The organism is Metallumcola ferriviriculae, assembly GCF_035573695.1.
Taxonomy (GTDB): Bacteria; Bacillota; JADQBR01; order JADQBR01; family JADQBR01; genus Metallumcola; species Metallumcola ferriviriculae.
The window spans coordinates 1,434,679-1,449,360 of sequence record NZ_CP121694.1; the positions used below are offsets into that span (position 1 = coordinate 1,434,679).

Consider the following 14,682-nt stretch of genomic DNA (forward strand, 5'->3'; position numbering starts at 1 on the left):
AATAATGTCGCGTATATAATAGGGATATAGATGGCTATCAAAAACAGTTAAACTAGGGGGCGCTATAATGGATGAGATGATTTTAAAATTGGATGAAATAAATCCCCGTCATCAATTGTATTTTGGTAGTAAGGCTGCAAATTTGGGGGTGATTGCCAGGAACTGTCAGACCGCTCCTGGTTTTTGCCTCAGCAGCAGAGTATATTATAATGCTTTAAGGTCCGCCGGAGTGCTGAAGGAAGTTATTAAGGTGGCATGTAAGGCGGAAGGCGGCAGTATTGACACTATCACCGCAGCGTCTCGTAGGATAAAAGAAATTATCAAGGGAGTTAATCTTCCTGAGAATGTTGAACAGATGCTTGAAGCAGCTTTTCGGCAGTTAATGGGCGAAGGAGAGGGCATTAAAGTCGCCGTACGTTCTTCGGCCACTGCTGAGGACCTTCCGTCCGCCTCTTTTGCCGGGCAATTAGAGAGTTTTTTGAATATCCAGAGTTTTGAAAAGGTAAAAGAAGCGGTAATAAATTGCTGGTGTTCCCTTTGGGAACCGCGGGTAATCCATTACCGTTTTCAAAAGGGAATTGAGCAGGCTAATTCCGGTATGGCCGTAATTATCCAGGAGATGGTTCCTGCCGAGGTCGCAGGAGTGATGTTTACTGCCAATCCCCTCAATAATTCCCGGGAAGAAATCTGCATCGAGGCGGTAAAAGGTCTGGGTGAAGGTTTGGTACAGGGAACTACTAGTGGTGACCGTTATTTGGTTAAAAAAGACGGACTTTATATTACACACCGGGAGATGGTTGGGGGAAGTCCATACTTGACCGATTTTCATATTCGCTGGCTGGCGGATGAGGGAGCGAAGTTAGAAGCACTCTTTGATGCACCGCAGGATATAGAGTGGGCATACAACTGGGGTGATATTTACATTTTGCAGGCAAGGCCTATTACTACTTTGGCAGATGAAGAGGCAGAGATTCCTGATCCGGAAGATATGACTGTAATTCAGCGGGAAGTATGGACCACCATTAATGAACGTTTCCCCGAACCGGTGCTGCCATTGGATAGTGTGATTGTGAAGACCTATTTTCTCAGCTTGTTCCTGGCCTACAAAGATCTAGGGTTTAGTGTGCCGCTGGTGGATTGGAACCGGGTGGAAAAAGGTGTTTTCCCCGATTTCTTTGTGCCGCCTGCTATCAGAATGGGGCCTAAAAGACTAATTAAGATTTTTAAAATGGTCAGACTGGATATAGCTAAAGAATGGCAGATTAATGAAAATATCTTTAATAAATATCTTGATTTACTTAAACGTGATACTCTGAAAACATTTCCGATGGAAGTAATCCATCAGTACCTTGAGGAGGCTCTGAAAGATTTCCAAAGGGCCAATATGTTTCGCTATCTAATGTATATCCAATACGGGACTATTTACGGGGCTTTATCTAAACTGCTGAGTTTTTTATACGGGGATGAAGGTAAGGAACTATTCCAGGATGTTATTATCGGCCATCCTCAAATTACTATGGAGCTAAATGTCAGATTGGAAGAATTGGCTGGGGAGATTAACAAAAATCCCCAGGCTGCGGGTATTGTAATTAAGCAGGAGACCGATGAAATTGAGGCATGTCTTCGGGAAGTTCCTGCCGGCGAAAAAGCGATAGAAGAATTTAATTCTTTTCTTGAAAAATACGGCAGCAGGGAAGTTTCACAAGGCCTGGGGGGTGTGGCAGCGGACACCTGGCAAGAGAGGCCGGAGGTTGTTTGGGGTATGCTAAAAGGAGTTTTATTGCAGCAGGATGGTGTGGTCGATTATCACCAGCGACAGTTAGAACGCAGGGAACGGGCGGAAAAACGCCTGGCACAGTTGACGAGTCGGGGTGCGGGCCGGGTGCTGCCACTTAAACGGTGGATAGATAGGCTTGTGGTATATGCTCGGAAATATACGGCGTTTCGCGAAGACAGTCATTTCTACTTAACTCAAGTAATGCCGGTATTTAGGAGCTTGTTTTTGGAAATTGGCAGACAGCTGGTTTCCCGGGGTGTGCTTAAAGATAAGCAGGAAGTAATGTATTTCAACTACTGGGAATTGGTGGAGCTGTTAGATGACGTCTATAACTATAAAAAGGTAAGTCCAAAAGAAATTAAGGAAACATTGGCAGAGAGGAAAGCCAATCTGGAACGGCGGCGTAAACTATGGCTGTCCCGAAACTTAGTAGTAGAGGGCGATAATGCTTCCATTTTGAATGGAATAGGTGCCAGCAGCGGCAAAGCATCGGGAATTTGCCGGGTGGTCCTTGACCCAAGGGATCTATCAAAATTAAAACCAGGGGACATTCTGGTGGCACAGTATACTAACCCATCTTGGACGCCGGTATTTTCATTTATTGATGGTTTGGTGGTGGAGTACGGCAGTGCTTTGTCCCATGCGGCCATCATCGCCCGGGAATATGGAGTGCCTGCCGTAATGGGTGTTAAAGGTGTCACGAGACTGATTAAAGACGGTGATCGGATAACTATTGATGGTAGTCAGGGATTGGTTCACCAGGAAGGTAAATAAAGGGGTAACGCCCATGCGTTACCCCTTTATTTTACCCGCCGCCAACCGGTGGGAAAATGCCCACCCTGTCGCCGTCTTTTAAGGTGGTTTCCTCAAATTGCCGGCGCCCGTTAACCATGATAATTAATGGTAAATCCCGGGTAATATCAAGTTTTTCAATTAATTCTGCTACGGTACTGTCTACCGGCAAATCTACTGTCAGAACCCCTTTAGATTCTTTGGGGAACTGGTCTCGTAAGTTAGCAAATACTCTTACTTCAAGTTTCATCAGACCCAACCTTCCTAGAAGTCAAATACCTGATCTAATTCTTCATTGGGAATGTCAAATACTGCTCCGTGCGGGGTAAGCTCTTCTTTAAAGAATTCCGGCAGGCGATCATGGGCTTCATTGAGACCCGCCGTAACATTGAAATTTCGCTCATTTTTAAGTACTTCTTTACCCAAGGCGGTGACATCGTCGGTGGTTAGATTAAAACCATATTGTGCATTAAGCATATCTACAATCCGGTCTAATGCCTTGGGTTCATCCAATACGGAGAAAGCTACAAATAAGCAAAGCCCGGTACTGTCTATGGCTGCGGTAGCAATTTGCAAAGTTCTTGATAGATCCACTTGTCCTTCTTTCTTTAGTGGGTCAATGTGTCCGCCAACTTTAAGGATGTTTGCAGTGACGCTATATCCGGCGGTATGGTCTGCACCCATGGGCGTGGTAGCATAAGTGACACCAATTCCTTTAACTGCTCTTGGGTCGTAAGCGGGAATACTTTGGTTTTTCACCACTGGTACTCGCGTAACGCCGAAGGCCTTACCGGTGAAGCCGGCGCCATTGCCGATGATTCGACCCATCTGGGTGCCTTCGCCGATTTGTTCCAATAGATTTATTGCTCCGTCCGCATCGCCAAATTCCACTACGCCGGCTTCCATGGCGACTCCTACGGTGACTCCCATTTCGATGGTATCTACACCAATGTCGTCGCAAAGATAATCCATTTTTGCAATCGCATCCAAGTCATCAATGGTACAGTTGGCACCGAATGCCCAGATAGTTTCGTATTCAAAACCAGCGGTAAGATATTTACCTTCTTTGTCGTGATAAACTTGCGAGCAGCGAATGACACAACCCCGATGGCACCCATGGGTGGGTTCGCCTTTCCGTTCCTTGATTGTGTCATGCATCATTTCTCCACTGATCTTCTCTGCAAAGTCAAAACGTCCGTGTCGGAAGTTCTTTGTGGGTAGACCACCCGCTTCGTTAAGGATATTTATTAAAACTGCGGTGCCATACATAGGTAGTCCTTGGCCGCTGACAGGGTGTTCGGTGAGCATTTTGCTGAAATCCCGGGCTGCTTCTTTGAATTTTTCTTTGTTTTTTATTTCTACTCCTGGTGCATTAATGTCGTCAATCACTATGGCCTTGATACCTTTAGAGCCAAATACGGCGCCGCCGCCGCCTCGGCCTGCATGTCTCACTGGTCTACCTTCGGGGTCTGCTACGGCCACGGATGCTGCGGTCAGCCTGTATTCACCAGCAGGACCGATACACATCACCCCCACATCTTCGCCATGTTTAGCTTGTAAGGTTTGGATGGTTTCGTAATTGCGTTTACCGCTAAGTTCATCACCTGGCAGTATCTCCACGCCATCGGTTGATACCTTTAAAGTATAGAAGGTTTCTTCCTTGGGGAGACCTTCGATAATAATAGCCTTAATGCCTAGTTTTGCTAACTTTTGGGCTGCTGTGCCGCCGGCATTGCTTTCTTTAATACCACCGGTAAGAGGGCTTTTAAAGCCGACGGACAGGCGGCCAGAACTTGGAGCGCTGGTACCGGATAACAGCCCCGGCGCGATTACTATCTTATTCAAGTGTCCTAAAGGGTGGCAGGTGGGTTCTACTTCTTCGGCGATAACTGCAGAGGTAAGTGCTCTACCCCCTAAGGTCTGCAGCTTTTCGGGCGTGTCTTCGGAAGTTACCTGTTGATTTGACATGTTTACTCTAAAGATTTTCATAATGTTTACCTCCCGTTTATTAACTTGTATTAGTATCCAAAGTTTTAGAAAAAAGTATACTAGTAATGTCAGATAGCCCAGAAGTGCTATGGGGGTTTCTGCATCAAAAAAGACCCTTGCGGGTCCTTAAGATACTATCACTTATTCGTATTGTACCGCAGCGCCAATGGTACCCGGGCCGGTATGTACACCTATTACTGGCCCCACTTGGGTAAAGAGAGAGGCCTTAATGCCAAGGGCATTTTCCAAAGAGTCCTTCAGTCGTGCTGCTGCTTCCGATGCAGCACCGTGTGCCACCGCAAGTTTTACCGGTTTACGGCCGTTGGCTAGCTTTTCAAAACCCTGTTCCAGGGTTTTTAAGGCCTTATTTTGACTGCGGGCCTTGCCAAAGGGTACATAAATGCCTTCATCATTGACCCTAACAATGGGCTTGATGTTTAGCATTGAACCCAACATACCTGAAACTTTGCCGATACGGCCGCCCTTGCTTAAATATTCTAACGTGTTTAAGGTAAACAAGGTCTCCGAGTTTTCCCTCACATAGGAAATTTTATCCATGGTATCCTTCACATTTAGCCCTTCTTTAATGCATTTCGCGGCTTCCGCTACCATCAAACCAATGCCTAAACTAATTGATTTAGAATCCACAATGTGAATCTTTGCTTTCAGCTTTTCCTTGGCCAACTGGGCTGAATTAATGGTGCCGCTCAAGCTAGAGGAAAGATGGATGGATATAATTTCTGAATAGTGTTCCAGTAAATCTTTGTAAAGAGTGGTGAAGTCAGCTGGAGACGGTTGGGAAGAACGGGGTAGTTCCTTACTCTTTTGCAGTTTGTCGTAGAATTCATCCGACTGGATGTCTACTCCGTCCAAATATTCTTTGTCGCCAAACAATATGGTCAGGGGCATCACCTGGATATTATCTTTGGCGGCAACCTGTCGAGGAATATCTGCAGTACTGTCGGTAACCAAGGCAATTTTTCGCATAAAAAAGCTCCTTCTCGAATCTGGTTTATTAGCTTATTTATAACATACTCGGGCCTAAAAGTACAAATATTTCTTTAATTGGCAAATAGTATCCATTATCCATTTTCACGGCAGGGCAGCTAAGGGGTCAGCGCTCACGTAGAGTGAGCGAACGTTGTTCGACTGAAGGCAGCAAAGCTGTTAAGTCCCTGCCTGCGCCGGGGGGAGTGGTGCCATTTCCCTTAGTGTTCAAGTGATTAGATTAAGCAGGATACTTAGAGTGATTATGCTGAGAAGTGTACTAACAAAGGTGATTGAAGAGACCAGCTGGGGTTCACTATCGTACTGGAGGGCGTACATGGTTGTGATAGCTGCAGAAGGCATGGCCGCTTCCACGATCATTACGCTGCCCAATAACGGCTCCACCGGAAGCATTAATACTATCAACCAGGCAATAGCCGGTGATAAGAGAAGGCGAAAGAGTAAAGCCACAGCACTCTTTTCCCAGTGAAAATTAGCTAACTTAATCTCTGCCAATTGCAATCCCAGTACCAGCATGATGGTAGGTATAGCCGCGTCGCCCACCATTTTAATAGCTTTAAAGATGTTTGCCGGCAGGGGCAGTGCCCAGTACTGCCAGGCCAGCCCGGCAACGGCGGCATGGACGATGGGCATTTTCAGGACTGACAGCAGGGAAGTTTTAATATCAGATTTGCCCTTGGCGGCGTAATAGATGCCAAGGGTGCTCATGATAATGGTATGAAAGACCATAATTGCTACCGCATACTGAAAACCCTGTTCACCGAAGGCAAAAAGAACTATCGGGGCCCCCATGTTGCCGTTATTCATAAAGGCAGAAGATAATATCAATGCGCTGGTGGCTGCAGCATCATAATGCTTTAAGCGGGCGAACAGTTTTACCAATACAATTAGGGACACGGATAGAAGTGTACCGTAAATGACTATATGCAAATATGTGCTGCCTAATTGGGTCTCATAAAAAGTACGAAAAATCAGTGCTGGGGTCATTAGATAAAGTGCGGCTGTAGAAATAGATTTTATATCCAGCTTAAAGGATTTTTGTGCCGTATAGCCCGCAAGAAACACCAGAAATACCGGTAGTACTACTTGAAACAATATTGACATATTAAGTTGCTCCTCTTCCCAAAACTAATAACCGACCCGGACAGGCCGGGTCGAATGAAATCAAGGATTAATCTGATACGAGTATTCAACTGACGCCGTTTTATTAAGCATATGCAGGACACTGCAGTATTTTTCCTGGGTTAAGTCCACAGCTCGCTTCACCCGGTCTTCAGATAGGTTTTCGCCCCAAACTCGATAAACCATTTTGATTTTGTTATATACTTTAGGATGTTCATCTGCTCGGGCAGCTTCAATTTCTATTTTAAAATCTGTTACGTCTAAGCGCATTTTTTCAAATATAGACACCACATCTATTCCAGAACATCCACCTAAAGCTACCAATACCACTTCCATGGGGGAAGGGCCTTTTGCTTGATATTCTTCATTTAATGTGGGGTCTAGGAGAATTTTATGCCCTGAAGGAGTCTTGCCTTCGAAGGCCATATTACCTTTCCATTGTACTGTTGTTGTCAAGAAGATCATTCCTCTCTGATAGGGGTTTTAAGCGCTGTTTTAGCGCCCCGGCTGCTTGGCCTGGATTAGGGGCTGTTAAGATATAGGACATTGCTGCGATTCCATCGGCACCTGCTTCCAACAACTCTTCAACATTATCTGGCATTATTCCTCCTATCGCAACCACCGGAATATCCACCCTGGCCTTAATTTCTTTTATTAACTGAAGACCTTTAGGAGATAGTCCGGGTTTACTGGCGGTGTGGTAGATATGGCCTGCCAAGAGGTAGTCAGCACCGTTAGCCGCGGCAAACTCCGCCTCGGAGGCTGAATGTACTGAGACGCCTAACTTCTCTGAGAAGTTACGGCATTCTTGGGTAAACTGAGCAAAATGATGAAAGCCGTCATGATACCCTGCGGCCCCCGTCTGCTTGGCCACAAGCAAATTGCCGTTGACGATTAAAGGTATGTTTAGTTTACCCAAGCGATACTGTAATATTTTTGCCAGCGCTAGTAGTTCTGCGTCCGGCAGGTCTTTTTCTCGCAGTATCACCGCATCAACGCCGCCTGCTGCGGCGTCCAAAATGCAGTCAAGAAAATTTCTGTTTTGCACTAACAAGCGGTTGGTCACCAGGTAAAGCATGCTAAGTATCTTCCCTAAGAATATTTACATTTTTCCCCTGCATAACCTTATTCATATTACGCATAGAGCACATTTTACCGCACATGGTACAGCTGTCTTCATGCTCCGGTGCAGATTCAGCCCGGTAACGGCGAGGCTTTTCAGGGTCGATGGCCAACTGAAACATTTTATCCCAGTTTAGTTCCTGCCGGGCCTGACTCATTTGATAGTCCCACTCCTTGGCACCCTTGATACCTTTTGCAATATCCGCTGCATGGGCGGCAATTTTAGTGGCAATGATACCTTCTTTCATATCATCAAGGGTAGGCAGGCGCAGGTGTTCTGCCGGGGTGACGTAACACAAAAAATCTGCTCCGTGGCTGGCAGCGATTGCCCCGCCGATGGCGCTGGTGATATGGTCATACCCCGGAGCTACATCGGTAACCACTGGGCCTAATACGTAAAAGGGGGCACCGTGGCAGAGCTTTTTCTCCAGCAGCATATTGGCCTGGATTTCTTTTAAATCCATGTGGCCAGGACCTTCGATAATTACCTGGACGTTTCTTTTCCACGCTCTGAGTGCTAGCTCACCTAACACCATCAATTCTTTAACTTGACTGGCATCGGTGGCATCATTAATGCTCCCCGGTCGGCAGGCATCCCCTAAGCTTAGTGTCACATCGTATTTTTCACAGATGTCCAGCAGGTCATCAAAGTACTCAAAGAAAGGATTCTCCCGGTTGTTTAATTCCATCCACGCATATAATAATGACCCGCCCCGGGAGACGATGTGGTTAAGCCGCTTGTTTCTCTTGAACACTTCAACAGTTTCCCTGTTTAGCCCGGCGTGGACGGTCATAAAATCGACGCCGTCTTGGGCGTGTTTTTCCACTACTTTGAGAAACTCCTCTACAGTAATATCCTGAAGTTCCTTGTCATAAAAGCCTACCGCATCATAGACCGGCACCGTACCAATGACCGCCGGGGACATTTCTACCAGCCGCTGTCTAAACTCTTCTGTCTTGCCGAAAGAGCTTAAATCCATGATAGATTCCACCTGCATGGACAGAGCAGTACGAACCTTTTCCAGTTCTACTTCAATATTGCAGCAGTCTTTAGAAATACCCAAGTTCACATTAACTTTGGTGCGTAGACCTTGGCCTACGCCGTGGGGGTCTAGGCTATGGTGATTGATATTTGCGGGGATAGCAATTTTACCTTCTGCTATTAAATCTTTTAGAGCTTCTTTGTTCATGTTTTCTTTTTCGGCCACAATGGCCATTTGCTTAGTGATAATTCCTTTTCTAGCAGCATCCATTTGAGTAGTATAATGCATTTCATCGTCTCCCTTATTATGGTCTCACTTCTGAAAAACGTGATAACGTGGCGCTGACACGGCGTAGCGTCGGTACGCACAGAGGTGTCACTTATTTAACATTGTGGTGCCTGACACCAAGGATACCAAGTGTCACTTATTGTGGTGCCTGACACCACGTGTCACTTATTTATTCTAGCGCACTGTGAAGGGCAGCCACCTTTTGCTCAATTGAGTGGGCGCCTGCCAGTTCTGATATAATGGCGAAACATTTACCGCCGTGCTTTTTTACCTGGGCGATATTTTCTTCCTTGATTCCGCCGATGGCTACATGGGGAATACTGATATTTTCTGCTACCCATTCCAGATATTTCAGACCGCCTGATTTTTCTAAGTTTTTCTTGGTGTTAGTGGAGAATATGGGACCAACGCCAATGTAGTCTGCACCGTCTGATACTGCTGCCTTAGCCTGGTCGGGGTTGTGGGTGGATACCCCTATGATCATATTGCCTGCGATTTGTCGCACTTTTTTTAGCGGTAGATCATCCTGCCCGATGTGTATACCGTCAGCAGTCACTGCCAGGGCAATATCCAAGTCATCGTTGACAATAAAAGTGGTACCAGCTTCTAGTGTCAGGCGGCGTATGGTCTGACACTGGTGATATTTTTCCAGCTTGGATTTTTCTTTTTCTCGGTATTGGATGACTGTGATTCCAGCAGCAATCATTTCCTTTGCTAAATCTACATTGGTTTTTCCGGTGGCAAAAGTCTCACCTGTGATACCGTAGATACCATCAAAGACTACTCTCTTTAAAGGAAAGTTTTTTTCCAGTTGATAAGCGCTGAAGCGGAGAGTTTCGTAGACTTTGGATTGCTGGTTATATCCCAAGATTTTCAAGTGTTCTTCGATACTTCTAATACCCTCTTGGATACGCTTAAAATTTCCTGTCACTAAATCACTGATATTTCCTTTATTGTCCCAGGTGGTGGCAGCAGATACACTTAATCCTATATCCCCGGCAGCATTCCGATAATTTGCCAGGCGGGGATGGCTAAAACTCTTGCGTATCCGGTGTCGCAGTTCTCTCAGGGAATTAGTGGTGTCAGGATTTTCAATAATAAACCGGGAGATATCCTCTAAAACTCTAACACCTTCCGCTACCCTGTTGATATTGGCATCAATAATTCGGTAATAATTCAGTTTACACACCTCGCTTAATTCGGCTAGGTTTTACTAAAAACTCATCCAATCCTTAGAAACGGGTTGATAACCCTTGGCCAGTATGGCTTGTTTCATTTTTGCAACATTTCTATTATCAGCTATTTCAAACTGTCCTTCACCCTTATCTTCGGAACTATGTCCGCCTACTTCCGTGCTTACCCCGGCGGACATTTTAGTAACGCCCAGAGGTATTAAATGGTCTCGGTATTCCTGCCGTTCCCTGGTGGAAATGGTTATACCGGTGTAGGGAAGAAAGATGCGCAGGGCAAGCATAATTTGTACCAAGCTTTTATCATTGACCGGGAAGATATCTTGGAAAGTTCCCGCATGAGGACGGATGCGGGGCAGTGAGACACTTACTGCTACATCGGGATATTTATTTTGTAGGTAATCGGCATGGAGGCCGGTGAAAAAGGCTTCTTTACACCACTCATTTAATCCCAGCAGTGCCCCGATATTTACCGAGCGTATTTTTGCCCGGCATGCTCGTTCCGGAGCATCTAGTCTAAAGCTGTAGTTTCGTTTGGGTCCCGCCAGGTGTACCTTATCGTAGATACCTTCGTCGTACACTTCTTGATAGACGGTTAAACTATCCACACCGGCATCGATTACCTGGCTGTATTCCTGTTCTGTTAGAGGATAGATTTCGATGCCCACGGAGTGGAAATGTTTTTTTAATATCCCGGCAGCCTTTGCTATGTAGGAAACCGGTGATTGAGCTGGGGACTCTCCTGTTAAAAAGAGGATATGTCTTAATCCAGTAGCGGCAATGGCTTTGGCTTCCTGTTCTATTTCTTCCGCGGTGAGTTTTTTTCTTTTAATACGGTTGCCTACATTAAAACCACAGTAAGCACATTTATTGATACAATGGTTAGCAATGTACATGGGTGTAAATAGGAGAATTGCCTTGCCGAAATGCTGCAGGGAAAGCTTTTGTGCCTTCTCTGCCATGGATTCCAGGTGCTTCTCCGCCTGAGGAGAGAGTAGTGATAAAAAGTCATAGGCATTTATTTTATCCTTGGCGAGTATCCGCTCAATATCTGTTGTTGTGATACTACTGAAGAAAGAATTAAAATCAAAGTCCTTGTGTGCCAAATAATATTGATAAAAGCTCATTATTTGTCACCTTCGAAGAGAAAACCGGTTAGGGGAGAGGAGGCTTGGGCGTATCGAGTTTTTGCGCCCATCTTTGCGAGATAACCCATACGACCAGCTTTAACTGCTAAAGAAAAAGCTTGGGCCATCTTTACCGGGTCAGCAGAAGTGGCAATGGCAGTATTGACCAACACCGCTGAAGCACCCATTTCCATGGCCTCTGCTGCGTCTGACGGTTTGCCCAGCCCAGCATCGATAATAACCGGCACCTCAATTTCATCGATAAGAATGCGTATCAGTTCCTTGGTCTTTATGCCGCGATTGGTACCAATGGGTGCACCTAGCGGCATTACCGCTGCTGCACCCGCTTCTACCATTCTTTTTGCTGCCATTAAATCAGGACTCATGTAAGGCAGTACTTTAAACCCTTCTTTAGCGAGAATTTCCGTAGCTTTGATGGTTTCTTGGTTGTCAGGCAGCAGGTACTTATTATCGGAAATAACTTCGATTTTCACCCAATTTCCCGCCCCCAATGCCCTGGCTAAGCGGGCGATCCTTACCGCTTCATCGGCATCCCGAGCACCAGAAGTGTTGGGAAGGAGAATACATCCCTTGGGGATATATTCAAGAATATTGTCCTCATCAGCACCGATGTCCACTCTGCGCAGTGCCATGGTGACAATCTGGGTTTCACAGGCATTAATTACTTTAGGTATAATCTGCTTACTGGGAAATTTACCTGTGCCGATTAATAGACGGCTGTTTAATTCTACGCCCCCGATAGAAAGAGGGTCCATATGATCAACTCCTTTTTATAACAGTCAAAAAGCCTTAACTAAAAAAAGCGTTAACTTTGGGGAAGGCATCAACTCAATAAGGTTTATGCCCGAAATTGACCTAGCCTCCTCCTACAAAACTGATAATTTCTATTTTGTCTTCGGCATCAAGAATTACTTTCTCAAAGCGTTGTGCAGAGATAATTTCCTGGTTTACTTGTACTACAACCCGTTCCGCATTTATCTTGAGTTTTTTTAACAGGGCGGAGATAGTGGTACCTGACGGAATATTCATTTCCTTACCATTGACTATCATACTATACCTCCTTTGCTTAAAATGAGTTGCACCCTCCTGCGTCAGAGCAATATTTAATACAGGTTGTTAAAATGCGATAAAAAAAGAAAAAACCTGCTGTAGAAAAGCAGGTATAAAAGATTTCAAGCTTCCCTACGGTAGTACTAACTACATCAGGTTAAAGGGTTAGGAAATATTTCCTTCTCAGCCAAAGGGCACCCCCAGCGGTAGTATTTAATTTTATTAAATTATATCCTGAAAGTAAGGGGCTTGTAAAGAAAGTTAGTTAACTGGCAGGAAAATTTTAGTTTGTGTTGAATTTTCATTTAAAGTTTAATAAGACTTATTGGTGCCCGTCATGGGAGAATAGGGAAGTTCGGCCTAATATTTAGGTAAAGGACGCGGTCCCGCCGCTGTAGTAGGGTTACGAAAGCTCCGAAACCACTGGTTTTGCCGGGAAGGGGAGTGATTAGGCAGCCCTGAGTCAGAAGACCTGCCAATAAGTGAGATTTTAAGCCCCCGCGGAAAGGGGTGATGGAGTTTAGGATGATGGAAAAGTCCTTGGGAAACCAGGGGCTTTTTAATTTTTTTAAAACGAAGGGGGATTTATATGTTAACCAAAACCGTCACTCGTGTTGGTATTTTTGTAGCATTAAGTGTTGTAGGTGCGTTTTTAAAGGTTCCCAGCCCTACTGGAACCGTGGCATTTGATTCTGCGCCGGGGTATTTTGCCGCTGCAGCCTTCGGCGGTGCTGAAGCAGCACTGATTATATCCATCGGTCATCTAGTATCATCTGCTTTAGTGGGCTTCCCGTTGTCATTACCGATTCATTTCCTTATTGCCGTACAGATGGCGCTGTTTGCCTATCTTTTTGGGTTTTTAGTACGTAAAGTGAACGGTTATGCAGCGATAACTTTGACCACGCTGGCCAATGGAATCCTGGCGCCTCTTTCTTTGGTACCTATGAACGGGTGGCCTTTTTTCGTGGCCATGCTGCCCCCCCTGTTGGCAGCTTCCTTTGCGAATGTTTTGTTGGCGTACATTATTTATAAGTCCGTGCGGAAAGCTGGTATAGACGTTGCCGGATAATAAGCGGGTGCGTGATTTAACCCTGGTGGATTTGGGTCAGCAGACTTTGATAATAGGATGTGATTCTACCGGGGCTGTAGGCCCAAAATCCGGTGATCAGCTGCAGGTGAGCGGGGAACTGCTGGGAAGAATGATAGCTGTTGTTCCTATAATGGAAGTAATGGCCAGCGGTGCTTTACCTGTGGCTATTATAGACACGTTGAGCGTGGAGATGCATCCTACCGGGGAAAATATCCTTAATGGCATCAAGAAAAGTATTGAGGAAGCTGGGCTGCCGCTATCACTTATTAATGGCAGTACGGAAGAAAACTTTCCTACCAGTCAGACCGGTATGGGTGTAACGGTGGTGGGCGTTGCCGAGCGGAATGATTTGAGAATCGGTTCTTCAGTGGATGGGGATATAGTTTACTTAGTGGGTAAACCTTTGGTGGGTGCGGAAGTGCTTGATAAGCCGCGTCTTGTCGCCGGTATCAAGACCCTGCGTTATTTACTGGAAGTTACAGAAATACATGAAATCCTGCCGGTAGGTTCTAAAGGTGTTGATTATGAACTTAAACTGTTGGCGATAACCGCCGGATTATCTTTTGAATATCTTCTTGGCGCCGATAAGGTAGACATGCAAAAGTCTGCCGGCCCGGCAACATGTGTGCTTGCTACCGGAGAAAGGGAGGCTGAAAGGTATTTAAAGGAATTACATTTACCGGTAACCCCCATTGCAATACTTAAACCCGATATAACGTTTTAAATGAAAGGCCGTTATTGATTTGCGGCCTTTCATAATTGTTAAAGACTATTGGGAAATGGTATTATAATGGTAATTAATGATTTGTAAAATAAAATTCAAGTTTTAAGTGTTTTAGGAGGAGACTAATGCAATTTGACCGGGAAATTGACCTTAAAGGTGAAGAATGCCCAATGCCATTTGTGAGGAGTAAACTGGAACTTGAAGAGATGGAGCTGGGGCAGGTGCTGCGGGTAATTGTGGATTATTCGCCGGCAGTGGATAATGTGCCTAAGAGCCTAGAAATTCAGGGGGAAAAGGTGTTAAGTGTAAATAAGATCAATGATACTGATTGGGAGATTATAGTGAAGAAGACGTATGAACCTGGTAATTAATATGGGATTTTTTAATGTACGGGAAATT

15 protein-coding genes and 2 riboswitches are annotated in these 14,682 nt (G+C 45.3%); of the genes, 4 read left to right on the forward strand and 11 right to left on the reverse strand.

The annotated features are described in order from the left end of the window. Positions 1 to 67 precede the first annotated feature (67 nt). Positions 68 to 2,551: a PEP/pyruvate-binding domain-containing protein gene (locus MFMK1_RS07150; protein WP_366924433.1), complete on the forward strand. Its 2,484-nt coding sequence runs from the start codon at positions 68 to 70 to the stop codon at positions 2,549 to 2,551. Positions 2,552 to 2,582: 31 nt separating this feature from the next. Here MFMK1_RS07150 and MFMK1_RS07155 read toward each other — a convergent pair whose 3' ends face one another. The 11 genes from MFMK1_RS07155 to thiS form a co-directional block, all read right to left on the reverse strand. Beyond that, positions 2,583 to 2,819 carry a MoaD/ThiS family protein gene (locus MFMK1_RS07155; RefSeq protein ID WP_366924434.1) on the reverse strand — a complete coding sequence of 79 codons (237 nt, stop codon included), beginning with the start codon at positions 2,817 to 2,819 and terminating at the stop codon, positions 2,583 to 2,585. A 14-nt stretch (positions 2,820 to 2,833) separates the two neighbouring features. Continuing rightward, positions 2,834 to 4,558: an aldehyde ferredoxin oxidoreductase family protein gene (locus MFMK1_RS07160; RefSeq protein WP_366924435.1), complete on the reverse strand. Its 1,725-nt coding sequence runs from the start codon at positions 4,556 to 4,558 to the stop codon at positions 2,834 to 2,836. Between the two features lie 141 nt (positions 4,559 to 4,699). Beyond that, on the reverse strand, positions 4,700 to 5,545 hold the full coding sequence (locus tag MFMK1_RS07165; protein ID WP_366924436.1) for a DegV family protein: 846 nt from the start codon (positions 5,543 to 5,545) through the stop codon (positions 4,700 to 4,702). 228 nt (positions 5,546 to 5,773) lie between these two features. Further along, positions 5,774 to 6,670 (reverse strand): AEC family transporter, encoded by an 897-nt coding sequence (locus tag MFMK1_RS07170; RefSeq protein WP_366924437.1) that lies wholly within the window; start codon positions 6,668 to 6,670, stop codon positions 5,774 to 5,776. Positions 6,671 to 6,730: 60 nt separating this feature from the next. After that, on the reverse strand, positions 6,731 to 7,144 hold the full coding sequence (locus MFMK1_RS07175) for an OsmC family protein (protein ID WP_366924438.1): 414 nt from the start codon (positions 7,142 to 7,144) through the stop codon (positions 6,731 to 6,733). Continuing rightward, positions 7,116 to 7,766 (reverse strand): thiamine phosphate synthase, encoded by a 651-nt coding sequence (locus MFMK1_RS07180; RefSeq protein WP_366924439.1) that lies wholly within the window; start codon positions 7,764 to 7,766, stop codon positions 7,116 to 7,118. Before MFMK1_RS07180 ends, MFMK1_RS07175 begins: the two co-directional genes overlap by 29 nt. Before the next feature lies 1 nt (position 7,767). Further along, positions 7,768 to 9,081, reverse strand: a complete 1,314-nt coding sequence (thiC, locus tag MFMK1_RS07185) for a phosphomethylpyrimidine synthase ThiC (protein WP_366924440.1) — start codon at positions 9,079 to 9,081, stop codon at positions 7,768 to 7,770. A gap of 169 nt (positions 9,082 to 9,250) precedes the next feature. Continuing rightward, the gene (gene thiE / locus MFMK1_RS07190; RefSeq protein ID WP_366924441.1) at positions 9,251 to 10,270 is read right to left on the reverse strand and encodes a thiamine phosphate synthase; all 1,020 of its coding nucleotides are present in this window, start codon (positions 10,268 to 10,270) and stop codon (positions 9,251 to 9,253) included. A gap of 24 nt (positions 10,271 to 10,294) precedes the next feature. Then, on the reverse strand, positions 10,295 to 11,398 hold the full coding sequence (gene thiH / locus MFMK1_RS07195) for a 2-iminoacetate synthase ThiH (RefSeq protein ID WP_366924442.1): 1,104 nt from the start codon (positions 11,396 to 11,398) through the stop codon (positions 10,295 to 10,297). After that, positions 11,398 to 12,174, reverse strand: a complete 777-nt coding sequence (locus MFMK1_RS07200; protein ID WP_366924443.1) for a thiazole synthase — start codon at positions 12,172 to 12,174, stop codon at positions 11,398 to 11,400. Before MFMK1_RS07200 ends, thiH begins: the two co-directional genes overlap by 1 nt. Before the next feature lie 100 nt (positions 12,175 to 12,274). Next, the gene (gene thiS / locus MFMK1_RS07205) at positions 12,275 to 12,469 is read right to left on the reverse strand and encodes a sulfur carrier protein ThiS (protein ID WP_366924444.1); all 195 of its coding nucleotides are present in this window, start codon (positions 12,467 to 12,469) and stop codon (positions 12,275 to 12,277) included. A gap of 112 nt (positions 12,470 to 12,581) precedes the next feature. Then, a riboswitch (TPP riboswitch) is annotated at positions 12,582 to 12,681 on the reverse strand. 97 nt (positions 12,682 to 12,778) lie between these two features. Further along, positions 12,779 to 12,963: riboswitch (cobalamin riboswitch) on the forward strand. A gap of 95 nt (positions 12,964 to 13,058) precedes the next feature. On the opposite strand from thiS, the gene MFMK1_RS07210 reads away from it, so the two are divergent. The 3 genes from MFMK1_RS07210 (at position 13,059) to MFMK1_RS07220 (ending at position 14,654) form a co-directional block, all read left to right on the forward strand. Further along, positions 13,059 to 13,538 (forward strand): ECF transporter S component, encoded by a 480-nt coding sequence (locus MFMK1_RS07210; protein ID WP_366924445.1) that lies wholly within the window; start codon positions 13,059 to 13,061, stop codon positions 13,536 to 13,538. After that, complete coding sequence (locus tag MFMK1_RS07215; protein ID WP_366924446.1) at positions 13,528 to 14,283, forward strand: AIR synthase related protein; 756 nt, start codon at positions 13,528 to 13,530, stop codon at positions 14,281 to 14,283. Before MFMK1_RS07210 ends, MFMK1_RS07215 begins: the two co-directional genes overlap by 11 nt. 125 nt (positions 14,284 to 14,408) lie before the next feature. Further along, positions 14,409 to 14,654, forward strand: a complete 246-nt coding sequence (locus tag MFMK1_RS07220; protein ID WP_366924447.1) for a sulfurtransferase TusA family protein — start codon at positions 14,409 to 14,411, stop codon at positions 14,652 to 14,654. Positions 14,655 to 14,682: the final 28 nt, after the last annotated feature.